Source organism: Actinomyces sp. zg328 (assembly GCF_009829635.1).
GTDB classification, from domain to species: Bacteria; Actinomycetota; Actinomycetes; order Actinomycetales; family Actinomycetaceae; genus Actinomyces; species Actinomyces marmotae.
Genome location: NZ_VWPE01000001.1, coordinates 263,477 through 290,148 on the forward strand (window position 1 = coordinate 263,477; position 26,672 = coordinate 290,148).

The following is a 26,672-nucleotide window of genomic DNA, read 5'->3' on the forward strand; positions in this document are numbered from 1 at the left end:
GGGGCTCGCGCTCAGCGCAGGGTGGCCAGGGCCTTGTCCTGGGCGACGAGGGCCTGGACGAGGCTGGCGGCCTCGCCGTCGTGGAAGGCCGCGGGAGCGAAGGCGCCGCCGGAGAAGTCCGTGGCGAGGTGCAGGTTGACCTGGGCGCTGACGACGCCGGTGGTGAAGTTGGCCAGGATGGCGCGCAGGTGCTCGATCTGGCGGTGGCCCGCAGAGTAGGAGTAGCCGACGAGGCCGACGGCGCGGTTGGCGAGCACGGAGGGGGTGATGAAGTCGATGGCGTTCTTCAGGCCGCCGGGGACCGAGTGGTTGTACTCGGGGCTGACGATGATGAAGGCGTCGAATCCGGCCAGGGCCTCGTTCCAGGCGACGGCGGCCGGGTCCTTGGCCGGGGCCGCCATGGGAGGAAGCTCCTCGGCGAAGATGGGCAGGTTGAAGGAGGCGAGGTCGAGGATCTCGGCCTGGACGCCCTCGGCCTCGTTCGCCTTGGAGGCGATCCACTCGGCCACGGAGGCCCCGGCGCGGTTGGGGCGGACGGATCCGAGGATGACGGCGATCTTGGTCATGGCAACTCCTTGGCTTCTCTGGGTACCGCGCGGTACTTGAATTGTTAAGTATTCTAGGCCTTAGCGCCCACCCTGAGCACCTCCGAGACCATGACTCGCACCACAGGCCGAAGCGCCACCGCCTCCCACAGGCGCTCACACCCACCCAGGACCCCCGGCACCACCAGACCACCAGCGCCATAAGAGCCGAAAACGCCCCTCGCGCGGACCAGCAAGCGCTGGTCCGCGCGAGGAGCGCGACGCCCAGGGGGGCTGATCGCGGCGCTTCACCCTCATGTCAGGTCACCGGGATCCGCGCGGTGTGATGCGTCAGGGACAATCAGGGCGCATCAGTTCGTGGCGGCGACGATCGCTCGGACCATCGCCGGGACCTCCCCCTCATGGAAGGCCGCCGGGGCGAACTCGCCGTCGGTCCAGTCGGTCGCGATGTGCAGGGCGACGTGCGGGCCGACGACGAAGGAGTTGAAGGACGCCAGGACCTGGCGCAGGTGCTCGATGGCGCGCAGGCCGAGCTGGTAGGAGTAGCCGACCACGCCGATCGCCTTGCTCTCGAGCACGGAGGGGGCGAGGTAATCAATGGCGTTCTTCAGAGCCCCGGGGATCGAGTGGTCGTACTCGGGGGTCACGAAGATGACGGCGTCATAGGAGCCGAGCCTCTCGTTCCAGGCCACCCCGGCGGGGTGCTGGGGCATGGCGATGGCCGGCGGGAGCTCCTCGGCGAAGAGAGGGAGTTTGAAGTCGGCCAGGCGGAGGACCTCGGCCTCGACGCCGTCGACCAGGGCGGATTGGGCGGCGACCCAGTCGGCGACGGCGGCGCCGGCCGAGGCGGGGCGGATGGAGCCGTGCACGACGGCGATGCGGGTGGTCATGAGGGGCTCCTTGCGGGAACGGCGAACACTTAGAGTGTTAGCCGATAAGTTCGGCACCATCTAGTTGATACGCGTATCAGTGTAGCGGTCTGCCCCCACTTGTCAAAGCCTCATCGCATGGCACGAAGACCACACATAAGCTCGTCGTGACCCACATGTCCCGAGGTGCTCCGGTTCGATGCCCTGTTGGGGAGGGCTCAGCCGCGGGCACGCGCTGTCGGCCTAGCGTCGTCCACATGAGCACAGTGAGACCAGCACGACACTATTCCCACCTCCGGCGCCCCTCCGCCCGATCATCACGCTCGCGGCGGTCCGCAGGCACCGCATCCCGCCAGGCGCCACCGCATTCCTCCCCGCCCGATCCGTTCCTGCCCGAGCTGTCCGTCCGCGACGCCGACTGGCTGCGCGCGCAGATGCTGCGCCAGGTCTGCCTGCGCTTCCCCGGGAGCCGGCTCGACTCGCCCGTCTCACTGCGCACGCCCCAAGGCGCGAGACTCGTCCTGCACCGGATCGCCGCATGCCTGGCCCGCACGGAGCGGGAGCTGTGGGAGGAGGCCGTGGGCCATCACATCAGCGGGCTCATGGCTGCCGTGCGCCCCGACGGCACGCCGCGCGAACTCGAGGACTACTCGGATGAGGAGGTGCTGGGGGCCCTGCGGCTGCGGCTGGTGCCGCCCAGCAGGGGCATCCCCGCCGAGGCCGATGAGCCGGAGATCGCCCCGGGCCTGCGCCTCACGCGCGTCATGGACATCGGCGGGCTCCTGATCTCCCAGCCCTCGGCCCGCCTCTATGAGCGCCTGGGCGAGGAGCGGGTGGACGCCGCCGCGCTCGCCAACGCCCGCATCGTCCTGGACAGGACGGAGCACGTGGGCGACGGCGAGGGGATCCATCTCATCGGCTCGGACTCGATGCTGACGGCGGCACTGGCGATGAGCCTGACCGAGGTGTGCCAGCAGCGGAACGTCCCGCATCCGCCCGACGGCTTCGTCCTGGCGCTGCCCGAGCAGGAGTCGCTGGGAATCCTGCCTCTGGCCGAGGGCATCGATGAGACTCATCTCAGCGCCCTGCTGACGTGGTCGCTGACTCGGTGGGGGCACGCGGAGCACCCGCTGTCAGCCCTGCTCTACCACGTGAGCGCCGATGGCGCCTGGTCACCGCTCATGGCGCCGGGGCCCTCCATCGAGCGCCCGCTCATCACCTTGAGGGATCTGCCCGAGCCGATCTGGCGCCACTTCGCATGGTTCTTCACGCCCTACGACGAGTACCCGCCGGAAGCCATGCCCGGCATGGCCTTCGGGCTATGAGCGTGCACCCGGCGGTGCTGGGCGAGCGGCGGGGTCCGCGCGGACGGTGGGGTCCGCGCGGGCCGCAGTGGCGGCACTGGCCGTGCCGGTCGCGCAGGCCGCACTGGCCGCGGCGGCCGCAGTGGCGGTACTGGCCGCCCTGGCTGTGTCAGCCGCCCTGGCCGCCGGCCTCAGCGCGCCAGGAAGAAGGCGGCGGCGGGGTCCTCCGTCTCCTCGTGGTAGGCGTAGCCGAGGCGATTCATGTGCTCACGCAGCTCGCGGGCCTCCGCCTCCGGGCTGAGGCCGCGAACCCCCACCTGGAAGGCGCACAGGATGCGGCCGTAGTCGGCGCCGTCGGTGCGGTAGTGGAAGAGGGTGACGTTCCAGCGAGTGCCGAGCACTTCGAGGAAGTGGACGAGCGCCCCGGGGGACTCGGGAAACTCGAAGCTGAAGAGCCGCTCGGTCAGCCCGGCCGGAGCCCGCCCCCCGATCATCGAGCGCACGTGGACCTTGGCGAGCTCGTCGTCGGTGAGGTCGACGACGCCATACCCGGCCCTCTCCAGGTCCGCGACGATCTCGGCACGCTCCTCGCGCCCGCGGCTCAGCCCCACGCCCACGAAGATGCGGGCGGGGCCGGGCTCAAGGGATCCGTCGAGGCCCGGTGCCGCCCGGTAGTTGAACTCGGTGACGCTGCGCCCGCCGAGGATCCGGGCGAAGCGCAGGAAGGAGCCGCGCTCCTCGGGGATGGTCACCCCCAGGATCGCCTCGCGCTGCTCACCGATCTCGGCGCGCTCGGAGATGTAGCGCATCTGGTGGAAGTTGAGGTTGGCCCCCGAGACGACGCACGCCAGGCGCTCCCCGGCCAGGCCGTGCTCGGAGGCGTAGCGCTTGAGGCCGGCCAGGGCGACGGCTCCGGAGGGCTCGGAGATGGCGCGCAGGTCCTCGAAGAGGTCCTTGACGGCGGCGGAGACCTCGTCGGAGGAGACGGTGATGACGTCGTCGAGCAGTTCGGAGCACAGGCGGTAGGTCTCATCCCCGATGCGGCGCACGGCCACGCCCTCGGCGAAGAGCCCCACCCGGCCGAGCGTGACGGGCGCGCCCTGGGCCAGTGCCGCGGTCAGGCAGGCGGATTCCTCATGCTCGACACCGATGACGCGCACATTCGGAAGGAGTTGCTTGATGAGCACGGCGACGCCGGAGGCCAGGCCTCCCCCGCCCACGGGCACGAAGACGCGGTCGAGCCCGGCATCCTGCTGGATGATCTCCAGACCGATGGTCCCCTGACCGGCGATGACACGGGGATCGTCGAAGGGGGCCACGTAGGTCAGGCCGTCCTCGTCGGCCAGGCGCTGAGCCTCAGCCTTGGCGGCGTCGAAGTTGTCGCCGTGGAGCAGGACCTCCCCGCCCAGGGCGGCAACGGCATCGACCTTGATGCGGGGGGTGACGGTCGGCATGACGATGAGGGCGCGGCAGCCGAGCAGCGCCGCGGAACGGGCGACGCCCTGGGCGTGATTCCCCGCTGAGGCGGTCACCACGCCACGAGAGCGCTCGTCGTCGGAGAGCATGCGCATGCAGGTGTAGGCGCCTCGGATCTTGAAGGAGTGGACCGATTGCAAGTCCTCTCGCTTGGCGGCCACCTCGCAGCCCAGGCGCGCCGATAGGGCGTCCATGCGCTGCAGGGGCGTGTGCTCGGCGGCCTCGTAGACGGGGGCGCGCAGGATCGCGCGCAAGTACAGGGAGGCGTCCCACGGAGTATCGGTGCCGTCAGGTTCGTTCACGCCGTCAGCCTAGAGGAGTCGGCTCGCGGCCCCGTCGGCACCACCAGTCCGTGGGCGCCGCGCGGGCGGCCTCCGACTGGCGCGAATCACCCCGAGCAGTGCTGTTCGCACCCACAGGCGCGTCCTACCCGCGCCAGTGGGGGGAAACAGCACCACTCGGCGCGGATGGCGCCGCTGGAGCGCACCAGGGGCCCGCCCGAGCCTCACATGCCGAGCTTGCTGAGGTCCCGCACGGCGCCGAGGTCGGCGGATGTGGCCAGCATGGCGTAGGCGCGAAGCGCTGCGCTCACACGGCGCGGGCGCTCCTCGTGCGGCGTCCAAGCGGCGTCGCCGCGCGCCTCCTCGGCCGCGCGGCGCAAGGCGATCTCATCATCGGACAGGCGCACGGAGATGGAGCGGCCCGGGATGTCGATGTCGATGACGTCCCCCGTGCGCACGAGCCCGATCAGCCCGCCCGCCGCGGCCTCCGGCGAGACGTGCCCGATGCTCAGCCCCGACGTGCCGCCGGAGAATCGGCCGTCGGTGAGCAGCGCGCACTCCTTGCCCAGGTGCATGGACTTGATGTAGGTCGTCGGGTACAGCATCTCCTGCATGCCGGGGCCGCCGCGCGGGCCCTCGTGGCTGATGATGACGACGTCGCCGGCCTTCACCTTCCCGCCGAGGATCCCCTCGACGGCGGCGTCCTGGGATTCGAAGACCACGGCCGGCCCGGAGAAGGTGAGGATGGAGGCGTCCACCCCGGCGGTCTTGACGATGCAGCCCTTCGTCGCGATGTTGCCGAAGAGGACGGCCAGGCCACCGTCCTGGGAGAAGGCGTGCTCACGGTCGCGGATAGCGCCGGCAGCACGGTCGGTGTCGAGCTGCTCCCAGCGCGAGGCCTGGGAGAACATCTGGGTGGTGCGCACGCCGGCGGGAGCGGCGAGGTAGCCGGTGCGCACGGCGTCGGAGACGGTGGCGCCGGGGCGGGCGATGTCGTACTCGTCCAGGGCGTCACGCAGGGTCGAGCCCAGGACGTTGGTCGTCGTCGTATCCAGCAGGCCGGCGCGGTCGATCTCCCCGAGGATGCCCATGATGCCGCCGGCGCGGTGGACGTCCTCGATGTGGATGAGGTTCGTCGACGGCGCGACCTTGCACAGGTGCGGAACCTTGCGGGAGAGGCGGTCGATGTCTGCCATGTGGAAGTCGACCCCGGCCTCGCGGGCCGCGGCCAGCAGGTGAAGGACCGTGTTCGTGGAGCCGCCCATGGCGATGTCCAGGCCCATGGCGTTCTCGAAAGCTGCCTTGGTGGCGATGGAGCGCGGCAGGACGGTGGAGTCGTCGCCCTCGTAGTAGGCCCGAGTGATTTCGACGATCTGGCGGCCGACGGCATCGAAGAGCTCGCCGCGATCGGAGTGCGTGGCCAGCAGCGTGCCGTTCATGGGCAGGGCCAGGCCCAAGGCCTCGGTGAGGCAGTTCATGGAATTGGCGGTGAACATGCCCGAGCAGGAGCCGCACGTGGGGCAGGCCAAGCGCTCAATGGCGGAGATCGTCTCATCATCCACGGTGGGGTCGGCGGCATCCATCATGGCGTCGATGAGGTCGAGCTTGCGGGTGGTTCCGTCCGCGGCCGTCATCTTGCCCGACTCCATCGGCCCGCCAGAGACGAAGATCGCGGGGATGTTGAGGCGCAGCGCGGCCATGAGCATGCCGGGGGTGATCTTGTCGCAGTTGGAGATGCACACCAGGGCGTCAGCGCAGTGGGCGCCCACCATGTACTCCACCGAGTCGGCGATGAGGTCGCGGGACGGCAGGGAGTAGAGCATGCCGTCGTGGCCCATGGCGATGCCGTCGTCAACGGCGATCGTGTTGAACTCCTTGGCGATGCCGCCGGCCGCCTCGATCTGACGGGCAACGCGGCGGCCGACATCGCGCAGGCCGACGTGCCCGGGGACGAACTCGGTGAAGGAGTTGGCGATGGCGATGATGGGTTTGCCGAAGTCGGAGTCCTTGACGCCGGTGGCGCGCCAGAGCGCGCGGGCGCCGGCCATGTTGCGGCCGGATGTGGAGGTGGCGCTGCGGTACTGCGGCATAAGGGCTCCTGTTCTCGGCTCGGCAGGGCCGAAGACGATGACGCGATGCCCAGATTAGCGGCCACCATGTCATATCGATGCGAATGGTCACTGTGCGGTCCGCGCACGCGCCTCCCGCGCGCCGGGCCACGGCACTCACTTCCTCCCTGGCTCCTCTCCACGCGCCTCCCGCGCACCGGGCGCCACCCCAGCAGGGCGACACGCACGTAAGAGAGTCTCCCTCGCCGCCAAGATCCGCATGATTCCGCGGTTCCGCCTCGCCGAATCCCGCAGCGGATCCTCTCCCATGTGCATCCAGGGGGGTGGTTGCACATGGGAGAGGAGCAGCCCGCGCGAGCCTTCGGGAAGAACCCCGGAATCATGCGGTTTCCAGCGCCTGCCAAACCATCTGAGCGTGCGAGGTGCCTCGGGCGAGGCTGGCAGTCGCACGGAGCGTGGGGCGTCCAGCTGACGCGTGGTCGGGGGCTCGACGGGCATCAGGCCGGTCAGACACTCCATGGGCCGCCCACGTACCGCCGCGAAACCCCGTGCCGCCAGGGATGACGAGGGAACGGCGATGCGATCCCCCGGGGGCGCCAGCAGGGCGCCCGGGACGCTCTCACGCGCCCGGGCCCCTGATGACGCGCCCACCCTCCGCCCCGGACCGGTCTCGCTCCTAATTTCGACCGGTCTCGGCGAGGGGGAGGGAGGGAGGAGTGGGCGCTGCTCACATGACGCCGAGGATCTCCGTGACGAAGACGAGGGTGGCGCCGCCCTTGATGCCGGCCTGCGGCACGCCGCGCTCGCCGTAGCCGAGCTCGGCGGGGATCGACAGCAGGACGCGCGAGCCGACGCGCTGGCCGACGAGGCCGTCGTCCCAGCCGCGGATGACCATGCCAACGCCGATCTGGAAGCTCAGCGGCTGGCCGCGGTCGTAGGAGTTGTCGAAGACGTCGCCGTTCCAGGACTGGCCGAGGTAGTGGGCGACGATGGTGTCGCCGGCCTCGACGACCTGGCCTTCACCAGCGTCGAGCACCTGGACCTGGAGGCCCGCGGGGGCATCCGGGCCGGGGAAGGTGAGGACCGGCTTGGTGCCCTTGGCACCCTCAACAGTGGGCATGTTCGAGTTGATCATGCGCGCCAGCCTACGCGATAAGCCCCGAGGCTGACTGATCGGGGCACCGCCTCCGCGCCGGCCGCCCATGCGGCGGGGCCGGCCGGGTCATGCCCGGCCGGCCCCGCGCCCCCGCGAACGGGGAGGACTCTGAGAGGATCAGTCGTCGTAGAAGATCGCCAGGATCCGCAGGATCTCGACGTACAGCCACACGAGGGTGACGACGAGCCCGAAGGCCCCGGCCCACGCGTAGCGGGTGGGCAGGCCAGCCTCGACGCCCCGCTGGATGGACTCGAAGTCCATCGCCAGGCTGAAGGCCGCCATGACGACGGCCAGCAGGCCCACGATGATGCCGAGTGGAATGCCCGCGATCTCCAGGGAGCGCAGGCCGAAGGGCCCGCCGGCGTCAGAGAACAGCATGACCCCGAGGTTGAGCAGGCAGAAGACGAGGTAGCCGCCCATGGCGAGCATGAGGATCCGCTGCGCCTTGCCGGACAACCGGAAGCCGCCGAACTTGTAGGCGCCGAGCATGACGGCGAACACCGCGACGGAGGCCAGCACCGCTTGGATGACGATCCCGGGGAAGCGCGCCTCCATAACGCCGGAGAAGGCGCCGAGCATGGCGCCCTCGAAGGCCGAGTAGGCCAGGATGAGCGCGGGCGAGGGCACCTTCTTGAAGGAGTTGACCAGGCCCAGGGCGAGGGCGCCGATCGCCCCTCCGACCATCAGGAGGTAGCCGACGGGGGCGGTGGAAGGATTGGTCGCCAGGATCCAGGAGACGGCGCCGACGGCGAGAATGACCGCGAACATCGCGGCCGTGCGCATGATGACGTCGTCGTAGGTCATGCGGCCGCGGTCCACGTTGGTGGCGGCCGGGGCCCCGTACTGGGCCTCCATCCGGTCGAGCTGGGCCGGGGTGACCTGGCCGTAGCCCGCCTGCTGGGGAGCGCCGTATCCCACCGGCTGGCCGTACTGCGCCTGCCCGTAGGGCGCGGCCTGGCCGTACTGCTGGGCCTGGCCGTACTGGCCCGGCTGGTACCCGGGCATCGCGGGGTAACCGGCGGGGGTGGTCTGGGGCGTCGCGACGGCGGTGCGCGCCCCTCCGTTGAAGGCCGGGTTTCGATCGAAGAAGGGGTTGCTCAAGGGTATGTCCTCTCTGGACGGGGACTGCCGACGGCGCGGCCCTACTTGGGCCCTCCATCTCAACACCCCCATCCTGCCGCACATTCCCCTTCCCGGTCGACCGCCGCCCCGGGCAGGAGTACCCACCTCCGCCGCGCCCCTCGCGCCCTGGCCGCGCCTCCTCGCGCCTTGGCCGCGCCTCCTCGCGCCTTGGCCGCGCCTCCTCATCGAGCCGCGTCTCCTCCTTGAGGAGGAGACGCGTCCTCCGCGGGTCCTGCCCCACTCCCCTCGCAGGATCATCCCGCGCGCCGATGGGCCGGCGAGGGCCGTTGACTAGCCTGGTGCCACGCCGTCGGGACGAACGCAGTCACCTCTCCGGCCCCGACGGCTCCCATGGACCCCGTCGGGCAGCGCGGGCCGCACGGCCCGCGCGGCGATCAGCCCCCCCCAACCTAAGGAGCCAGGAACCATGATCGAGGCACGTGGATTGACGAAGCGCTACGGCGACAAACTGGCCGTGGACAACATCTCCTTCACCGTCGAGCCCGGCACCGTCACCGGCTTCCTGGGCCCCAACGGCGCCGGCAAATCCACCACGATGCGCATGATTATGGGCCTGGACAAGCCCACCGCCGGCACCGTGACCGTCGCCGGTAAGAAGTACAAGGACCTGAGCGCCCCCCTGTGCTCCGTCGGCGCCCTCCTGGACGCCAAGGGACTGCACGGATCGCGCTCGGCCCGCGCCCACCTCACGCAGCTGGCCGTCTCCAACGGCATCCCCACCAGCCGCGTCGACAAGGTCCTGGACATCACAGGACTGACCCAGGTGGCCAAGAAGCGGGTCAAGGGGTTCAGCCTCGGGATGGGCCAGCGGCTGGGCATGGCCGCGGCCCTCCTGGGCGACCCCGGCATCCTCATCTTCGACGAGCCCGTCAACGGCCTCGACCCCGAAGGCGTCATCTGGGTGCGCCAGACCTGCCGCGCCCTGGCCGCCGAAGGACGCACCGTCTTCATCTCCTCCCACCTCATGAGCGAGATGTCCCAAACCGCCGACCACCTCATCGTCATCGGCCGCGGACGCATCCTCACCTCCGGCCCCGTCAGCGAGGTGATCGCCTCGGCCACCACCGACACCGTGCGCGTGGCCTCCCCCCAGGCCGCGGACCTGGCCACCCTGCTCGCCACTGAGAACATCCCCACCCAAACCCCCGAGCCCGGCGTCCTGACCCTCACCGACGCCCCCGCCGCGCGCGTCGGAGAACTCGCAGCCGCCCACGGCATCACCCTGCACGAGCTGACCACCATCAAAGCCAGCCTCGAAGACGCTTACCTCGAGCTCACCGGCAGCGCCACCGAGTACAGCACCACCCCCGCCCAGGCCAACCAGCCCACCAAGCGCGCCGCCCACCGGGCCTGACCCCGCCGACCCCAAGGAGAACCCCCATGACCGCCCCCAGCACCCCCGGCGCAGCGCGGCGAGCCACCCGCGCCCAGCGCATCAACGGCAAGCAGACCTTCGGCCGCGCCCTGCGCTCGGAATGGCTCAAGCTCCGGACCCTGCGCTCGACCTGGGTCACCTCCGCCATCACCATGATCATCACCGTCCTCTTCGGCGCCGGCATCGCCATCGTCTTCAGCAGATCATCGCAATCCGATCTGACCGCCCAGGCGGCCGACACCATCATCGCCGGGACGTCCTTCGGGCAGATCGCCGTGGCCGTGCTCGCCGCCCTGATCATCACCGGTGAGTACGCCTCCGGCCAGATCCGCTCCACCCTGACCGCCATCCCCCACCGCTCACAGGTTTTAGCGGCCAAAGCCCTGGTCACAGCCGCCTTCTCCTTCCTCCTGGGGGCCGTGTCCATCCTCCTGGCCTGGGCGATCTCCGCTCCGTTCATCGGGGACCACGCCGTGTCCCTGACCAACGCCGAGTACGCCGGCTACATCTGGGGGGCCGGCCTCGGCTTCGCCGCCATCGCACTGATGAGCCTGGCCCTGGGATTCATCTTCCGCTCCACCGCTGGGGCGATCTCATTGGCGGTCGTCCTCCTGTTCGTCATCACCATCCCCCTTAGCCTCTTGTCGGCGCGGTTCGAGTGGGCGAAGAATCTGGCCGAGCTCCTCCCGGGCAACGCCGTGCTCGCCCTGACCGACCCCTTCTCGCGGGCCCGGTCCTGGAGTGGCTTCCTCGACCACTGGCAGGCCGCCCTCGTGGCCTGCGCCTGGTTCATCATCCCCATGATCATCGCTTACGTGATCTTCTCCCGGCGCGACGCCTGATGACCGCCCGATGAGCGCGACACCCCTTAACGAGCCCGCCGCGGCCCTCCCGGAGGCCGCGGCGGGCCTCGCCTCCACCGGGCCCGAAGCCGTCCCGGAAGCCTCGCCCCAGTCCCCCTCCCCCAAGGGCGGCCAGGGACGAGCCCCCTGGCGCCCGCGCGCCACCGGGGCGCCCGTGCCGCCGATCGTGGTGGACCTGCTCATCACCGTGGCGGTCGCGGGGCTGGCCCTGACGCTCACCCCCAACGCCCTCATCGTCCCCAAGGCCCTCGGCGCTGGCTCCACCGCTCAGCCGTGGCTGCCGTTCTCCGTCGCCATCTCAGCGCTGTGCCTGACTTGCCTGCTCCTCAGGCGGCGGGCCACCCGCCTCGCCTGGGCCCTGGTGACCCTGGCGCTGCCGATCCACCACATCGGCATGCTGCTCCTCTGGCTGGACGACCTCCGCGCGGCCCCCGTCCTCGACATCGTCCCCAACTTCTTGCTGCCGGCGGCCTCGATCATCCTCGGGACGATCGCCGCCCGCTCTCCCTTGCGCCACGGTTGCGGCGCCGCCCTGATCACGACCCTGATCGCCATCATCAGCCAAGCCGGATTCGACGCGGTGATCAATCGGATGGACCCGGTTGAGATCCTCTCCTCGCGCGTGATGATGCATAACTCCTTCGTCCTTGTGGTCTTCAACCTGGGCGGCGTGGTGGTCGGCCTGACGATCCACACCCAGCGGGCCCGGCTGACCCGTGAGCGCGAGCGGTCCAATCGGATCGCCCTGGAGAGGGAGCAGGCGAGCCTCCTGGCGGTCTCCGCTGAGCGCTCCCGCATCGCCCGCGAGATGCACGACGTCGTCGCCCACTCCCTGGCCGTCATGGTCACCATGGCCGACGGCGCGGCGGCCGCGCTCGACCGGAATCCCGAGATGGCCCGGCAGGCCATCGCGGCACTGGCGGAGACGGGCCGCGGCGCCCTGGCCGACACGCGCAGGCTCGTCGGCGTGCTGCGCGAGGACCCGCAGGTCGGCGCCCTCACGACCCGCGCCACCGGCGGGGCGGGCGGCTCGACCGACATCGACGGCAAGCGCATCAAGGACCTCCCCGTCCCCGAGTTCGCCCCTCCCGGCACGGTCGCGCCACGCGAGCCCACGACCGCCGTCGCCGACCTGCGGCGCGCCTCCGCGGCCTACGCGGACGGCGCTACCGGCGATGCCGTCCCCATGAGACCGGCCCCCGAACAGGCGGATCTCCAGATCCTCGTCGACCGCTTCGCCTCCGCGGGAATCCCGATCACCTACTCCTGGCGGGGGCGCGACCTTCCTGAGGACCGGGGCCTCCAGATGACCCTCTTCCGCCTCGCCCAGGAGTCCCTCACCAACGTGCTTCGATACGCTCCCACCACGAGCAGGGTGAGCGTTGACGTCGAGAGGCACGTCGGGACCGCCGTGCTCACGGTGGACAATGAGGCCGCCCCGGGCACCACCCCCATGCACGGCTCAGGAAAAGGACTCATCGGCATGAGGGAGCGCGCCGCCGTCTATGGTGGGAGTGTCCAAGCGGGACCCCACGCCTCAGGATGGCGCGTGCGCGCGGTCCTGCGCTGGGATGAGGAGGATCAGGAGGGATCCACGCCATGGCAGATGCCCATGTGAACGGGGCCGATGTGGCAGAGCGGACCGACCCCACGCCCCAGGCGGCATCACCGGAGGGCTCCGGAGCCACGGTGCGCGTGGTCCTGGCCGATGACCAGTCCCTCATGCGCATGGGCTTCCGCATGGTCCTCGACGCCGAGGACGGCATCGAGGTCGTCGGCGAGGCCGCCGACGGCGCGGCCGCCGTCGCCCAGGCCCGGGCCCTCAAGCCGGACGTCATCCTCATGGACGTGCGCATGCCCGGCATGGACGGCATCGAGGCCACCGCGAGGATCACCGCCGAGTGCCCGCGCACGCGCGTCCTCATCCTGACCACCTTCGACCTCGACGAGTACGCCTTCGCGGGCCTGCGGGCGGGGGCCTCGGGGTTTCTGCTCAAGGACACCCGGCCCACCGAACTCGCGGAGGCGATCCGCACCGTGGCCGGCGGGGAGGCGGTGGTCTCGCCCCGCATCACGCGCCGGATCCTGGAGATGTTCGCGGGCGACCTGCCGAACTCGGTCAGCGCCCCCGACTCCGAGGACCCGCGCCTGACATCGCTGACCCCCCGCGAGAGGGAGATCCTCATCCTCATGGCCCAGGGCATGAGCAACCAGGAGATCGCGGACGAACTCATCGTCTCCGCGACCACGGTCAAAACCCATGTGGGCAACATCCTGGCCAAGCTGGACGTGCGGGACCGGGTGCAGGCCGTCGTCGTCGCCTATGAGACGGGGCTCATGACGTCCTGAGTGAGTCAGGGGCCGCGGCGGGCCCCGAAGCCGCCCGCCGCTCTCTCCCCTTCCCCCTCAGGCGGAGTGGAGCCTGAGTTGGGCGGCGTCGAAACCGAGGATCACCAGGCTCTCGACGGCGTCGGCGGCTTCCTCGCAGGTGACCGCCCAGTCGGAGCGCTCACGCGCCGGGAAGTCCGAGAGCACGAAGTCGGCCGGGTCCTGGCGGCCAGGCGGCCGGCCGATACCCACGCGCAGGCGGGCGTAGTCGCGCGTGCCCAGGGCCTGGGAGATCGACCGCAACCCGTTGTGCCCGCCCTCGCCGCCGCCCCGCTTAAGCCGCATCTCATGGGGGCTGATGTCGAGCTCGTCGTGGATGACGAGCAGGCGCGCGGCGGGGTCGACGCCGTAGAACCGCGCGAGGGCCTTGACCGGGCCGCCGGAGACGTTCATGAAGGCCTCCGGGCGGGCGAGGATGACGCGCGGCCCGGGCGCGCCGCCGGGCAGGAGGCCGAGGCGGGCCTCAGCGACGCGGGCGCGGGCCTTGTGGCGGGAGAGCCGAGACCCGGTCCGCCCCGCCAGTACGTCGATCACCATATGACCGATGTTGTGGCGGTTGTGGGCGTACCGGGCCTCGGGATTCCCCAGCCCGACGATGAGCCAGGGGTCACTCATGGGTGATCAGCCGCGCGTGCGCGTCACTCGGCGGCCGGGGCGGCCTCGGAGCCGGCCTCATCCCCGGCGGCGTCGCCCGCATCGCGGGCCGTCGGGATCGTGACGTTGACGACGGCGAGCTCGGCGTCGGAGATCGCCTGGACGTCCTTGGGCAGCGCCAGGTCGGCCACGGTGATGATGGTGCCGCCCTCAACGCCGGTGATGTCGACGTCGATGGCCTCGGGGATGGCGACGGCCGGCGCGGTGACCTCAACGTGGTCGAGCTCGATCATGTGAATGGTGCCGGGGGCGGGGGTGCCGATGACGTTGACCGGGACCTCGACGTCGACGCGCTCGTTGCGGTTGACCAGGAGGAAGTCGACGTGCTGCACGCCGGGGCGGATGGGGTGGCGCTGGATGTCCTTGGCGATGGCGAGCAGGTCCTCGCCCTCCAGGTCGATGTTGATCAGGGCGTTCTCGTTGCCGCGCAGAGCGAGGCGAGTGGCGTGCTCCTCGAGGAGGATGTGGCGGGGCTCGGAGCCGTGGCCGTAGATGACGGCGGGGCACCGGCCATCGCGGCGGGCCTGGCGGGCGGCGCCCTTGCCGGAGCCGGTGCGGACGGTGGCCTTGAGGGTGATGGCGTTGGACATCTGGGTCTCCTGGGGAGGGCGGGGCGCGCCCCGCGCGTCGGTGGTCCGGCGCGACGACGCGCGACACGCTCCGGTGCCACCACGTCGATCACGGATGCACGCGCTCGCGCGTGTCCCTCGCCGGGGTTTCGGGCCAACATTACGGCACGGCGCCGCGCGCGGGCCAGGCGGGAGCCGGTGAGGCGGGCCACCCCGGGAGTCTGGGGACGGGGCTCAGCATCCGTCGGCCTGTGGAAAACCGCCCGGTTTCGCTCTTGTTTTCGACCGGTCTCGGTGGGAGAGGGGGAGGAGGGCGGCGATGGTGGGCTGGCCAGGGGCGGAGGCCGCGGCGGGATCGGCGCTGAGGGTGGCGAAGGTGAGGGCGGAGCCGTAGCGCCAGCCCTCCAGGCGACTGCGCCGCCCCCGCTCCCCCATGGAGATGACCGCCACCGGGATGCTGAGGGAGGCCCGGGCCCGCGCCGCCACCTGGAGCGCGCGGTCGACGTCCTCCTCGCTGCGCGGCATGACGGCGATCTTCGCGCAATCGGCGCCGCCGGCCTCCATCCGCTCCAGCCTGTCCAGCATCTCCCCGTCCGGCGGGGTAGCGGTGAAGTCGTGGTTCGAGGCGACGACGGCGATCCCCTCCTGGTGGGCCCGCTCGGCCAGGGCGGGCAGGGCGCCGGTGGACAACTCAATGTCGAGCGCGTCAGCGATCGCGCGCCCGGCACGATGCTCGGCCTGGAGATCGATGAGCGCCTCCAGGGCCTCAGCCTGCTCGCGCGGATCCATGGCCGCGCCACCGCCCTCGCGCCGGCTGCGCGCGGTTGCGAGCAGAGGCGTGCCGGTGGGGGCCAGGGCCGCGGCGACTAAGAGGATCGCCTCATGCCAGAAGGCGACCTGGGCCTGCGGGCTGGCGGCCCACGGCGGTGAGAGCAGGTCGAGCCGGAGCTCCACGAGATCCGCTCCCCCGGCCGCGGCCGCAAGCGCCTGGGCGAGCGCGGAGCCTGAGCCCCCGGCGCCACCGGCGCCCCTCATGCCATCGATGGTGTCGGCCGTCGTGGCCACGGCGATGACCACGCGCTCCCCGCCGAGCTCGGCGGCCCCGATCCTCGCGGGGCGCGAGCAGAGCGGCGAGCCGGGCGGCGGGGTCCTGCCTCCCCCCGGCGCGGGAGCCTCAGTCACGGCGCTGGTCCGCTCGATCGGCCAGGGACAGGGCGATGCCGTCGAGGATGTCGGTGAGTGAGGTGACCGCGGACTCCAGGGGGCGCCCGGCCTCACCCGTGCGCTCGGCGACCCGGCCGATGACCTCGGACCACACGAGGGCCCCCGCGGCGATGACGTCGCGCCGCCCTGGGCGCAGGTAGTCCCAGGACTCGCGCTCGGCCGCCGTCGAGCGAAGGATCGCCTCGCAGGAGGCCAGCACGGTGCCCAGTGGCAGGCGGGAGCCGTGGATGGAGTCGGGCTCGAAGTCGGTCAGGCTCAGGGCGTGGGCGGTGATCGTGGTGATCGTGCCGGCCAGGCCCACGAGCTCCTCGGTGGCGCCCAGGTCCATGACCTCCTCGGCGCGGTCGAGGAGGTCGCGCACATGCGCCCGGGCGGCGGCCTCGGCCGCGCTGGTGACGCCGTCGGCGAGGTAGCGCTCGGTCACGCGCACGGAGCCGGTGTCCAGGGAGATCGCCGCCTCGGGCGCCCGCGCGCCGAGGACCAGCTCGGTGGAGCCGCCGCCGAGGTCGACGACGAGGCGCCGCGCCCCGCCCCGTGCGCCCAGGAGCGAGCCGGCGAAGGACAGGCGGGCCTCCTCCTGGCCGGAGACCACCTCGGGCTCGATGCCGAGGCGCTGGCGGACGCCATTGACGAAGACGTCCCGGTTGCTCGCGTCCCTCGTGGCGGAGGTGGCGACGAAGCGCGTGCTGCGAGCGCCGGTGGCCCGGATGCGCTCGGCGTAGTCGGTCACGACATCCAGGGTGCGTTCGAGGGCCCCCTCATCGAGGCGGCCGGTCCTGTCCACGCCCTGGCCGAGGCGCACGATCGTGGAGCGCCGTTGGACCCGCTCCAGGTGCCAGCCGGTGGGTCCGCCGTCGGGGTGGGCGTCGGCGATGAGCAGGCGGATCGTGTTGGTGCCGCAGTCGATCGCGGCGACGCGGTTGGGCGCCATGGGTCCTCCGGACGGGGTTGGCAGTGTCAGCAGCTGCAGCGGCGATCGTCCCACAGGCCGCGCTCGCGCAGGGCCTCCAGGGTGAGGTCGCCGATCGGGTTGATGCCCGGGCCGGCGGCCAGGGCGTGCCCGAGGAGTGCGTGGAGGCATTTGACGCGGGTGGGCATGCCGCCGGCGCTCACTCCCTCGATCTCGTGGGGGGAGCCGAGTTCGGCGCGGGCGGCCAGGTAGTGCCCGTGGGCACGCCGGTAGGCGTCGGCGAGAGTCTCGTCCCGACCGAGGCGGGCGTTGAGGTCCTCCATGAGGTGCTCGGCCTCGAGGGTGGAGCAGCCGCGCACGGCGGCGGGGTGCGTGAGGTAGTAGCTGGTGGGGAAGGGCGAGCCGTCAGGGAGGCGGGGCGCGGTGCGCACGACGGTGGGGCGGCCGCACACGCAGCGCGCCGCGATGGAAACGACGCCGCGGGGCACGCGCCCGAGCTGCTCGGCCAGGGCGTCGAGATCGGCCTGGGATACCGACGGTGGGGATGGGGGCGCGGGGTTCTCGCCCGCCGTCGTGCTCTGCTTCGACCGGGCCTGCGCGCTCCGGCCCGTCTGTTCCGCGCTCATCTCGTGGCCTCCGGGGTAGCGGGCGCCGCGGGGGAGGCGCTCGGGCTCGCGGAGGGGCCCGCGGCCGGCGGCGCCGCGCCACCGGCGACGGCGGCGGACTCCGTGAGGGCGTCGTACCAGGGGGCGCGGGTCTCCTCCTTGGCGGCGGCCCGCGCATCGGCATCGGCCCGCGCCTGCGCCTCGTTGGCGCCGACGACAACGTAGCTCCTCTCCCCCGGCATCACGTAGGAGAGGCGCTCGCGCGCCTGGGAGCGCACGTAGGCCTCGTCCTGCCACCGGGCCGCCTCCTGCTCAAGGGCGGTGGCGGTGACCCTGGCGGCGTCGATCTTCTGGGTGACGGCGTCGTACCGGGCGCGCTGCGCCAGGTAGTGGTTGAGGGTGGGCAGGACGACGACGAGCGCGACGACGAGCACGGTCGCGAGCACGAGCAGGCGGGCGGGCAGGGCGAGCCCCTTCGGGCCGCCAAGGCGCAGGACCATGGGGGTCGGCACCGGCTCGGCGGCGGCCCGGGCTGAGCCGCGCTCGGGCGTCGCGCTGGGCCGTTCTGGGTGGTCGGGGCGCTCAGGCCGTTCAACGCGGCGGGGACGAACGGCGTCGCCGGTCTCGGTGAGGCGCCCGGGCCCGATGCTGCGGACGGTCGTGCGCGGGGCGGGGCGCGCCTCGGAGCGGGCCCTGGGACGGGCGGGGGTCGGGCGGCGCGGGCTCATGGGGCGATCCTGCCGCAGGGCCGGGCCTCCTCCAAGCCGGCGCACCCGGGAGTGGCACGGGCCATGGCGCGGAAGGCGCACGGGGCCGCGGATCGAAACGGGGCCTACGGGACCACGGATCGAAACGGGGCCTACGGGACCGCGGATCGAAAAGGCCTCGCGCGGGCCAACGGTCGCTGGCCCGCGCGAGGCGGGGGGGTTTCAGATCGTCATGATCCCAGGCCGGGCGCCGCGCCCGGCCCCGGGATCAGGCCTTGAAGCGCGGGAAGGCGGAGGCGCCGGCGTAGACGGCGGCCTCACCCAGGGACTCCTCGATGCGCAGGAGCTGGTTGTACTTGTTGATGCGCTCGCCGCGGGCCGGGGCGCCGGTCTTGATCTGGCCGGAGTTGGTGGCCACGGCGAGGTCGGCGATGGTGACGTCCTCGGTCTCACCAGAGCGGTGGGAGGTCATCGACTTGTAGCCGGCGCGGTGGGCCATCTCGACGGCCTCAAGGGTCTCGGTGAGGGAGCCGATCTGGTTGACCTTGACCAGCAGGGCGTTGGCGGCGCCGAACTCGATGCCCTTGGCCAGGCGCTCGGGGTTGGTGACGAAGAAGTCGTCGCCGACGAGCTGGACGCGGTCACCGATCTTGTCGGTCAGGGCCTTCCAGTCCTCCCACTCGTCCTCGCTCAGCGGGTCCTCGATGGAGACGATCGGGAAGTCGGTGATGAGCTTCTCGTAGTAGTCGACCATGAAGGCGTTGTCGCGGGCCTCGCCCTCGAACTGGTAGGTCTTGGTCTTCTCGTCGAAGAACTCGGTGGAGGCGACGTCCATGGCCAGGGCGACGTCGGCGCCGGGCTTGTAACCGGCCTTCTCAATGGCCTCGACGATGAGCTCGAGGGCCTCGCGGTTGGAGTCGAGGTTGGGGGCGAAGCCGCCCTCGTCGCCCAGGCCGGTGGACAGGCCGCGGCCCTTCACGACGGCCTTGAGGGAGTGGTAGACCTCGGCGCCCATGCGCAGGGCCTCGCGGAAGGTCTTGGCGCCGATGGGGGCGATCATGAACTCCTGGATGTCCACGTTGGAGTCGGCGTGGGAGCCGCCGTTGAGGATGTTCATCATCGGGACAGGCAGGACGTGGGCGTTCGGGCCGCCGACGTACTGGAAGAGCTCGAGGCCGGCGGAGTCGGCGGAGGCGGCGGCGGCGGCCAGGGAGACACCGAGGATGGCGTTGGCGCCGAGCTTGCCCTTGTTGGGGGTGCCATCCAGGTCGATCATGAGCTGGTCGAGGCCGCGCTGGTCGGCGGCGTCGTAGCCGATGATCTCGGGGGCGATGGTCTCGTTGACATTGGCGACGGCCTTCTCGACGCCCTTGCCGAGGTAACGGCCCTTGTCGCCGTCGCGCAGCTCGACGGCCTCGAAGGCGCCGGTGGAGGCGCCCGAGGGGACGGCGGCGCGGGCGAAGGAGCCGTCCTCCAGGAGGATCTCGACCTCGAGGGTCGGGTTGCCGCGGGAGTCGAGGATCTCGCGGGCGTGAACGTTCTCGATGAGGGCCACTTGGTGCTCCTTTGTCGTGTGAACCGATCGGGGTGATCCGGATGCGAGCCCAAGCCTACCGGGACGGGCGGATCCCCACGAGGGCCATGGTCCTCGGATGGGCGCCGTTCACGCCGGGCGAGAACGCAGGCCGCGCCCGGAGCCGGGCGCCGGGCGAGAACGCGGGCCGGGTCAGCGCGCGGCCGGCTTCCGCGCGCCGGGCTCCGGTGAACCGGGCTCTGCCACGGAGGGGTCGAGGATCCAGGGGCGGGCGCTTGAGTAGCGCGGGGAGACCTCGAGATCCGCGGCGTTGTTGATCCGCTTGATGTCGCTCAACGCCTGCGCGGCCCGCGAGGCGTCGATGCCGCCCTGGTCGGGCTTGGAGATGACGCCGTACAGGTAGGTGGCGCGCATCGCCCGCCGCGCCTGGGCGGAGTACTCACCCTTGCCGACCTGGTCGTTGAGCAGGAGGTCGATCTGCTCGTCGCTCACGGTGAGCCCCTGGGCCGCGCTGACCTCCTCGATGAGGTCGGCCGAGACCAGGAGCGTGAGCGTCTTGGCGACGGGCCACTTCAGCGGCTTGAGATCTTTGGCGGCCCTCTGCAGGTCCTTCTCCGTGATCGTCGTCGAGTGCGTGGCGCCGTCGAGCCCCGTGTAGGAGGAGGTGGCGGCGATGCCGGGCTGGGCGGAACAGGCCCCCAGGGCTGAAGCGCCGAGCAGGAGGGCCGCGGCGGCGGTGAGCAATCGGGGCGCGCGGGAGGCGATCCGGGGAGTGGTCACGGTGCTTCTCCTGTTCTCACGGCGAGTCACCAAGTCATCGTATCCCCGAGTGGAGCCGTCTGCACCGACCGGTGCCATCCACACCGAGCGGAGCCATCTGCACCGAGCGGAGCGTCCTGCCCGCACCAGTCGGTGAAACTCGCACCACTCAGGGCCAAGCGCACCACTCGGCACCAGGCGCACCACCCGCACCGACTGGCACCATCCACACCGACCGGTGCCATCCACACCGACTGGTGCCATCCACACCGACCGGAGCGTCCTGCCCGCACCAGTCGGTGAAACTCGCACCACTCAGGGCCAAGCACACCAATTCCACCGACTGGCACCATCCACACCGAGCGGAGCCATCCACACCGAGTGGAGCGTCCTGCCCGCACCAGTCGGTGAAACTCGCACCACTCAGGGCCAAGCGCACCACTCGGCACCAGGCGCACCAATTCCACCGAGCGTCGCCACCCACACCGACTGGCGCCACCCACACCGACCGGTGCCATCCACACCGACCGGTGCCATCCACACCGAGTGGAGCGTCCTGCCCGCACCAGTCGGTGAAACTCGCACCACTCAGGGCCAAGCGCACCACTCAGGGCCAAGCGCACCAATTCCACCGAGTGGCGCCATTTACACCGACCGGAGCCATCCACACCGAGTGGAGCGTCCTGCCCGCACCAGTCGGTGAAACTCGCACCACTCAGGGCTAAGCGCACCACCCACACCGAGCGGAGCCGTCTGCACCGAGTCGCACCGTCTGCACCGAGCGGAGCCGTCTGCACCGACTGGCGCCATCCACACCGAGCGGAGCGTCCTGCCCGCACCAGTCGGTGAAACTCGCACCAGTCGGGGCCAGGCGCACCAGTCGGTGAAACTCGCACCACTCGGCGCCACCCGCACCACCCACACCACCCGCACCGACCGGGCCCCGGCTCGATCAGCGGCGACGGCGGTAGGCGGTGGCCTCGGCCTCATAGTCGGCGTCGCCGGCCACGACTGCGCGCAGCAGCACCTCGGCCCAGCGCAGGAGAGCCTCTCCCTCGATCGGCCCGCCGCCCATGCGCGCCGCCCCCGGCGCGGGCACCACGATGGTGCGGGTGGCGGGCTTGATCGTCGTGCCCGGGTAGAGGCGGGTGAGCCTCATCCGGCCAGATTCGGGCAGCTCCACGGGCGCGAAGCGGATGGACTTGCCTTGGGCCACGATCTCGCGCACGCCGAGACCGGCCGCGAGCGCGCGCAGCCGGGCCAGCGCGGCCAGGCGCGTCACCGGATCGGGCACGGGCCCGTAGCGATCGGCGACCTCGTCCAGCACGTCGGCCACCTGCTCATCACTGCGCGCGGCGGCGAACTTCGTGTAGGCCTCCAAGCGCAGGCGCTCGTGGGGCACGTAGTCCTCGGGGATGGTCGCGTCCACGGGCAGCTCGATGCGCAGCTCGGCCTCGTCCTCGCCATCGTCCGCGGCCCCGGCCCTGTCCCCCATCCCCAGGGAACGCTTGTAGGCGGCGACGGCGTCGGAGACCATGCGCACGTACAGGTCGAAGCCGACCCCGGCGATGTGGCCGGACTGCTCCCCGCCCAGCAGGTTCCCGGCGCCGCGGATCTCCAGGTCCTTCATGGCCACCCGCATGCCGGCGCCGAGGTCGGTGTTGGTGGCGATGGTGCGCAGGCGCTCCAGGGCGGTCTCGGTCAGGGGCTTGTCCGCGGGGTAGAGGAAGTACGCGTAGGCGCGCTCGCGCCCCCGCCCCACGCGCCCGCGCAACTGGTGGAGCTGGGATAGGCCGAGGCGGTCGGCGCGATCGACGATGAGGGTGTTGGCGTTGGACACGTCCAGGCCGGTCTCGACGATGGTGGTGCACACCAGGACGTCGATCTCCTTGTGCCAGAAGCGGTCGATGACGGCCTCAAGCCGCGCCTCGCTCATCTGCCCGTGGGCGGTGGCCACGCGCGCCTCGGGAACGAGCTCGGCGATCTGGGCGGCGACGCGGTCGATGTCGGAGACGCGGTTGTGGACGAGGAAGACCTGCCCGTCGCGCAGGAGCTCGCGGCGGATGGCGGCGCCGACCTGCTTGGTCTCCCATGCCCCCACGTAGGTGAGGATGGGGTGGCGGTCCTCGGGCGGGGTGGCCAGGGTGGACATCTCACGAATGCCGGTGACCGCCATCTCCAGGGTGCGGGGGATGGGGGTGGCTGACATGGCCAGGACGTCGACGTCGGTGCGCAGTGCCTTGAGGGCCTCCTTGTGCTCGACGCCGAAGCGCTGCTCCTCGTCGATGATGAGCAGGCCGAGGTCCTTGAAGCGCACCTGCCCGGTAATGAGGCGGTGGGTGCCGACGACGACGTCGATGGAGCCGTCGGCGAGCCCGGCCAGGACCTGGGCGGACTCGGCATCGGATTGGAAGCGGGAGAGCTGGGCGACGCGCACGGGGAAGCCCGCGTAGCGCTCGGTGAAGGTCTCCGCGTGCTGACTGACCAGCAGGGTCGTGGGGGCCAGGACCGCGACCTGCTTGCCGTCGGCGACGGCCTTGAAGGCGGCGCGCACGGCGACCTCGGTCTTGCCGTAACCGACGTCGCCCATGATGAGGCGGTCCATGGGCTGGGGCTTCTCCATGTCGGCCTTGACGTCGTCGATGGTGGCCAGCTGGTCGGGGGTCTCGGTGTAGGGGAAGGCCTCCTCGAGTTCGGCCTGCCAGGGCGTGTCGGGGCCGAAGGCGTGCCCCGCGGCGGCGGCGCGGGCGGCGTAGAGGCGCACGAGCTCGCCGGCGATCTCGCGGACCGCCTTGCGTGCCTTGGACTTGGTCTTGGCCCAGTCGGCGCCGCCCATCTTGTTCAGGGCCGGCGCGTCCCCGCCGACGTACTTGGTGACCTGATCGAGGGAGTCGGTGGGGACCATGAGCCGGTCGCCGGGCTGGCCGCGCTTGGAGGGCGCGTACTCGATGACGAGGTACTCACGGGTGGCGGCGCTCTTGCCGGTGCCGACGGCGCGGCGCTTGAGCTCGATGAATCGCCCGACGCCGTGCTGGGCGTGGACGACGAGGTCGCCGGGGTGGAGGGACAGGGGATCGACGGAGGCGCGGGAGCGGCGGGCGGGCAGGGCCTTGGGGCTGCGTGGGCCGGTGGTGGCGCGCCCGGTGAGGTCCGACTCGGCGATGAGGGCGAGGCGCGGCCCCTCGGCGACGAAGCCGTGGCCGGCGGAGGCCTGGGTGATGCGCACGACGCCGTCGCCCTGCGGCACATCGCCGGGCGACCACCCGAGGTCGGCGGGCTCGTCTAGTTGGGTGACGATGCGGGCGGGCACATCTCCGTCGGCGAGCAGCTGGGCCATGCGGCGGCCGGGCCCGGGCCCGTCGGTGGCCACGACGACGCCCCAGCCTTCCCGGGCCATGCGGCCGAGGTCGGTGACGGCCTCGTCGAGACGGCCCCGGTAGCCGGCGGGGTCGCGCAGCGCCAGCGCCGTGGCATCCGGGGAGGAGGCCAGGGAGGTGAGCGCCCACCAGCCCAGATTGGTGGACAGGGCCAACGCCCGGGCCTCGCTGAGGCTCGCGAAGGCGGCGGCGGACAGGTCCACGGGGACGGTCCCGCCGGAGGCGGCAGAGGTCCAGGCGGCGGCGAGGAACTCGGAGGTGGTGGCCACGAGGTCCTCGGCACGCTTGCGGATGCGCTCGGGCTCCAGGGCGACGACGAGCCGTTCCCCGACGAGGTCGAGGACGGGCACCATGCGGGGGGCGAGCACGGGGGCCAGGGATTCCATGCCCTCGCAGGGGATGCCCTCGGCGATCTTGCCGAGCATGTCGGCGGCTCCCGGGATCGCCCCGGTCAGCGCCCGGGCGCGCTCGCGCACGGCGTCGGTGAGGAGCAACTCGCGGCAGGGGTGGAGGGTGGCGCCGTCTAGCTCCTCCACTGTGCGCTGGTCGGCGACGGCGAAGGAGGACACGGATTCGATGTCGTCACCGAAGAAGTCGACGCGCACGGGGCGCGGCAGCGTGGGGGGAAAGACGTCGAGGATGCCGCCGCGCACGGCGAACTCGCCACGCGACTCCACCATGTCCACCCGCGTGTAGGCGGCGTCGGCCAGTCGGGCGGCGATGGCCTCCAGGCCCTGGCTGGGGCCGGGGGCGAGCCGGATGGGCTCGATCTCCCCCAGGCCGTCGATGACGGGAGCGAGCAGAGCGCGGATGGGGACGACCAGGACGCGGATGGGGCCGTCGGCGCTCGCGGGCCCTGGCCGGGGGTGGGCGAGACGGCGCAGGACCGCGAGCCTGGTGGCCACGGTGTCGGCCCGCGGCGAGAGGCGCTCGTGGGGCAGGGTCTCCCAGGCGGGGAGGACGGCGATGTCGGTGGGCGGCAGGTAGCAGGCGAGGGCGGCGGCAAGGTCCTCGGCGTCACGGCCGGTGGCGGTGATGACGAGCAGTGGCGCCCCCTCGCCCGCGGCGGCGCCGGGCTCCGCCCCGACGGCGCGAGCGACGCCGCGCTCCCCCATCGCCATGGCGGCGAGGATCGCGGGCCGCGCCCCGGGGGCGACGACGGCGCTGTTCTCGCCTCGCCGGGTCGCGGCGGCGTCGCGGACGAACTCGGCGATCGCGGGGTCGGCCAGGAGCGGGGGCAGGAGGGCGGTCAGTCGCACGCGCCGAGTCTAGAGGCGCCGCGGACAGGGGCCGAGCGCGGGGCGCGGGTAGACGCCCGCCCGCTGGCCATCAGCGCGGGGCGCCGCCGCGCGCCTATCTCGATTCTGGGCTCGGCGACAGGCGGAAGCGGGCGAGGTCGGCTGATGACATCATCAGTCCTTCGGGCCCGGCGACGGCGCCACTGGGCACGGCGACGGGCGCCGGGCCCCCATTGGGAGAACCGGCCACGGCCCCACCGGCGCCGGGCGGGGCCTGGGCGCGCTGGCCGTCGTCGATCTGGCCGGGGCCCGGGCGCCGGCTGGGCAGCCCGGCAGCGTCGTCCCTCCCCTCGCGCTCGGCGGCGCTAGCGGCGACGCTGGCCCCCGCGATCACCCAGACCACGGTGGACAGCTGGGTGATGAAGGCGACGGACACGAAAGCCGGGATCATGGAGGCGATGGCGACCTGGGCAGCGTTGCCACGGCCTCCCATCACGCGCAGGACCACGTAGAGCGCGCCGATAAGGAAGGGGATGACGGGCGCCCAGCCGTAGCGGAGGGCGGCCAGGAGCACCTGGTCGTCGATGGAGCGGAACCCCTCCCAGTACACCGTGCCGTTGCGGACGACGCGGGCGGGCGAGGCGCCAATGAGCACCAGTCGTTTGACCAGAATGAGCAGTTGCCCCCGGTACTCCGCGCTGCCCTCCTGCTCATCGCCGGCCTGGGCGAAAACGTCCAGCAGCACGGGGGTGGCGATGAATATCCCGGCTCCCAGCGCGATGAGGGTGGCCGAGCGCCACGAGGGCGTGATGTCGGTGCGCATGATGGTCAGGGAGAGGACGAGGGCGATGACGGCGCCGATGATGCCCGCGCGTGACAGGGAGGGCAGGGTCACGCCGACCAGCGCCATCATCCCGGCGATCCTCGCCCACGAGGGCCAGCGGGCGATGGCCACCATGGGGACGCCCGCCGCCATGGACACGCCGAAGACGATCGAGTGGCCGAAGGCCCCTTCGATGCGGGGCAGGCCGGCGCGGATTTGGATGCTCGCCCAGTCGGCGTAGGCGCGGGTGGGGAACTCGATGAGCACGAAGGGATTGATGCGGGTGATCGCCTCGAAGTATCCGAGCGCGGCAGCGATCAGCCATATGGCGGCCACGGCGGTGGCGAAGTCTCTCAGCCCGATCCTCTCCACCAGCATGCGCCCGGCGAGGTAGGCGGGTGCGGCGTCGAGGATGAGCTCGCCCAGGACCGTGTTGAGGGACGCCCCGGCCGCCAGCGAGATCGCCACGAGGGCGAAGCCGGCGCAGATGAGGATGTCGCCCGGGGTGAGGCGCCAGGAGAAGTCGGAGGCCAGCGCCAGGCACACGAGCATGCAGACCCCGGCCGCGGGCGGGATGAACAGGCCGACGTTGACGGTCATCCAGATGCCCATGAGGGCCAGTGAGCCCGCGATGAGGACCGCGCCGACGATCGGCTTGCGCCGAACCGTCCACAGGGTCATCGCGATGACCGGGTAGGACAGGAGGACGATGGCCCCGAGTAGGAGCATCTGCATGATCGGCCCCTCCTCTCTTCCCGCGGCGCCGCCCGTCAAGGGGCGCCATGAGGCTACTACGCGCTCGC

The 26,672-nt window shown here is 71.7% G+C and carries 21 protein-coding genes; 5 read left to right on the forward strand and 16 right to left on the reverse strand.

All coding sequences use genetic code 11. The features are described 5' to 3' along the window. Positions 1–11: 11 nt before the first annotated feature. Both GVV75_RS01100 and GVV75_RS01105 read right to left on the reverse strand, forming a co-directional pair. Positions 12–566 (reverse strand): NADPH-dependent FMN reductase, encoded by a 555-nt coding sequence (locus tag GVV75_RS01100; RefSeq protein WP_159522021.1) that lies wholly within the window; start codon positions 564–566, stop codon positions 12–14. A 329-nt stretch (positions 567–895) separates the two neighbouring features. Then, a complete protein-coding gene (locus GVV75_RS01105; RefSeq protein ID WP_159522019.1) occupies positions 896–1,435 on the reverse strand; it encodes an NADPH-dependent FMN reductase in 540 nt (179 codons plus the stop codon). A gap of 236 nt (positions 1,436–1,671) precedes the next feature. Between GVV75_RS01105 and GVV75_RS01110 the strand changes: the two genes are divergently transcribed. Continuing rightward, positions 1,672–2,739, forward strand: a complete 1,068-nt coding sequence (locus tag GVV75_RS01110) for a hypothetical protein (protein WP_159813088.1) — start codon at positions 1,672–1,674, stop codon at positions 2,737–2,739. 170 nt (positions 2,740–2,909) lie between these two features. On the opposite strand, the gene ilvA is transcribed toward GVV75_RS01110, so the two are convergent. The 4 genes from ilvA to GVV75_RS01130 all read right to left on the reverse strand — a co-directional run bounded on the left by ilvA (position 2,910) and on the right by GVV75_RS01130 (position 8,801). Next, a complete protein-coding gene (gene ilvA / locus GVV75_RS01115; RefSeq protein ID WP_159813090.1) occupies positions 2,910–4,496 on the reverse strand; it encodes a threonine ammonia-lyase, biosynthetic in 1,587 nt (528 codons plus the stop codon). A 203-nt stretch (positions 4,497–4,699) separates the two neighbouring features. Further along, complete coding sequence (gene ilvD, locus GVV75_RS01120; protein ID WP_159813092.1) at positions 4,700–6,565, reverse strand: dihydroxy-acid dehydratase; 1,866 nt, start codon at positions 6,563–6,565, stop codon at positions 4,700–4,702. Positions 6,566–7,271: 706 nt separating this feature from the next. Beyond that, on the reverse strand, positions 7,272–7,679 hold the full coding sequence (locus GVV75_RS01125; protein ID WP_159524416.1) for an FKBP-type peptidyl-prolyl cis-trans isomerase: 408 nt from the start codon (positions 7,677–7,679) through the stop codon (positions 7,272–7,274). Between the two features lie 138 nt (positions 7,680–7,817). Continuing rightward, positions 7,818–8,801, reverse strand: a complete 984-nt coding sequence (locus tag GVV75_RS01130) for a Bax inhibitor-1/YccA family protein (RefSeq protein WP_159524417.1) — start codon at positions 8,799–8,801, stop codon at positions 7,818–7,820. A 448-nt stretch (positions 8,802–9,249) separates the two neighbouring features. Between GVV75_RS01130 and GVV75_RS01135 the strand changes: the two genes are divergently transcribed. The 4 genes from GVV75_RS01135 to GVV75_RS01150 are packed head-to-tail and all read left to right on the forward strand — an operon-like array spanning position 9,250 to position 13,430. After that, complete coding sequence (locus tag GVV75_RS01135; protein ID WP_159717399.1) at positions 9,250–10,197, forward strand: ABC transporter ATP-binding protein; 948 nt, start codon at positions 9,250–9,252, stop codon at positions 10,195–10,197. Positions 10,198–10,223: 26 nt separating this feature from the next. Beyond that, complete coding sequence (locus tag GVV75_RS01140; protein WP_159813094.1) at positions 10,224–11,060, forward strand: ABC transporter permease subunit; 837 nt, start codon at positions 10,224–10,226, stop codon at positions 11,058–11,060. 10 nt (positions 11,061–11,070) lie between these two features. Then, a complete protein-coding gene (locus GVV75_RS10210; RefSeq protein WP_235905655.1) occupies positions 11,071–12,699 on the forward strand; it encodes a sensor histidine kinase in 1,629 nt (542 codons plus the stop codon). Beyond that, entirely contained in the window at positions 12,681–13,430 is a 750-nt protein-coding gene (locus GVV75_RS01150; protein ID WP_268891766.1) for a response regulator, read from the forward strand. The genes GVV75_RS10210 and GVV75_RS01150 overlap by 19 nt, the downstream gene beginning before the upstream one ends. A 57-nt stretch (positions 13,431–13,487) precedes the next feature. Here GVV75_RS01150 and pth read toward each other — a convergent pair whose 3' ends face one another. The 10 genes from pth to GVV75_RS01200 all read right to left on the reverse strand — a co-directional run bounded on the left by pth (position 13,488) and on the right by GVV75_RS01200 (position 26,604). Further along, positions 13,488–14,084, reverse strand: a complete 597-nt coding sequence (gene pth / locus GVV75_RS01155) for an aminoacyl-tRNA hydrolase (protein WP_159524420.1) — start codon at positions 14,082–14,084, stop codon at positions 13,488–13,490. A 23-nt stretch (positions 14,085–14,107) separates the two neighbouring features. Further along, on the reverse strand, positions 14,108–14,713 hold the full coding sequence (locus GVV75_RS01160) for a 50S ribosomal protein L25/general stress protein Ctc (RefSeq protein ID WP_159524421.1): 606 nt from the start codon (positions 14,711–14,713) through the stop codon (positions 14,108–14,110). 213 nt (positions 14,714–14,926) lie between these two features. Beyond that, positions 14,927–15,874 (reverse strand): type I 3-dehydroquinate dehydratase, encoded by a 948-nt coding sequence (locus tag GVV75_RS01165; RefSeq protein WP_159813096.1) that lies wholly within the window; start codon positions 15,872–15,874, stop codon positions 14,927–14,929. Then, the gene (locus GVV75_RS01170; RefSeq protein WP_159813098.1) at positions 15,867–16,847 is read right to left on the reverse strand and encodes a Ppx/GppA phosphatase family protein; all 981 of its coding nucleotides are present in this window, start codon (positions 16,845–16,847) and stop codon (positions 15,867–15,869) included. The genes GVV75_RS01165 and GVV75_RS01170 overlap by 8 nt, the downstream gene beginning before the upstream one ends. A gap of 26 nt (positions 16,848–16,873) precedes the next feature. Beyond that, positions 16,874–17,452 (reverse strand): DUF501 domain-containing protein, encoded by a 579-nt coding sequence (locus GVV75_RS10215; protein ID WP_159813100.1) that lies wholly within the window; start codon positions 17,450–17,452, stop codon positions 16,874–16,876. Further along, positions 17,449–18,159 carry an FtsB family cell division protein gene (locus GVV75_RS10495; RefSeq protein ID WP_159813102.1) on the reverse strand — a complete coding sequence of 237 codons (711 nt, stop codon included), beginning with the start codon at positions 18,157–18,159 and terminating at the stop codon, positions 17,449–17,451. The genes GVV75_RS10215 and GVV75_RS10495 overlap by 4 nt, the downstream gene beginning before the upstream one ends. Positions 18,160–18,406: 247 nt before the next feature. Beyond that, the gene (gene eno, locus GVV75_RS01185; protein ID WP_159813104.1) at positions 18,407–19,693 is read right to left on the reverse strand and encodes a phosphopyruvate hydratase; all 1,287 of its coding nucleotides are present in this window, start codon (positions 19,691–19,693) and stop codon (positions 18,407–18,409) included. A 171-nt stretch (positions 19,694–19,864) separates the two neighbouring features. Further along, positions 19,865–20,452 (reverse strand): hypothetical protein, encoded by a 588-nt coding sequence (locus GVV75_RS01190; protein WP_159813106.1) that lies wholly within the window; start codon positions 20,450–20,452, stop codon positions 19,865–19,867. Positions 20,453–21,383: 931 nt separating this feature from the next. Next, positions 21,384–25,067 carry a transcription-repair coupling factor gene (mfd, locus tag GVV75_RS01195; RefSeq protein WP_159813108.1) on the reverse strand — a complete coding sequence of 1,228 codons (3,684 nt, stop codon included), beginning with the start codon at positions 25,065–25,067 and terminating at the stop codon, positions 21,384–21,386. 94 nt (positions 25,068–25,161) lie between these two features. Continuing rightward, positions 25,162–26,604 carry a hypothetical protein gene (locus tag GVV75_RS01200; protein WP_159813110.1) on the reverse strand — a complete coding sequence of 481 codons (1,443 nt, stop codon included), beginning with the start codon at positions 26,602–26,604 and terminating at the stop codon, positions 25,162–25,164. Positions 26,605–26,672: the final 68 nt, after the last annotated feature.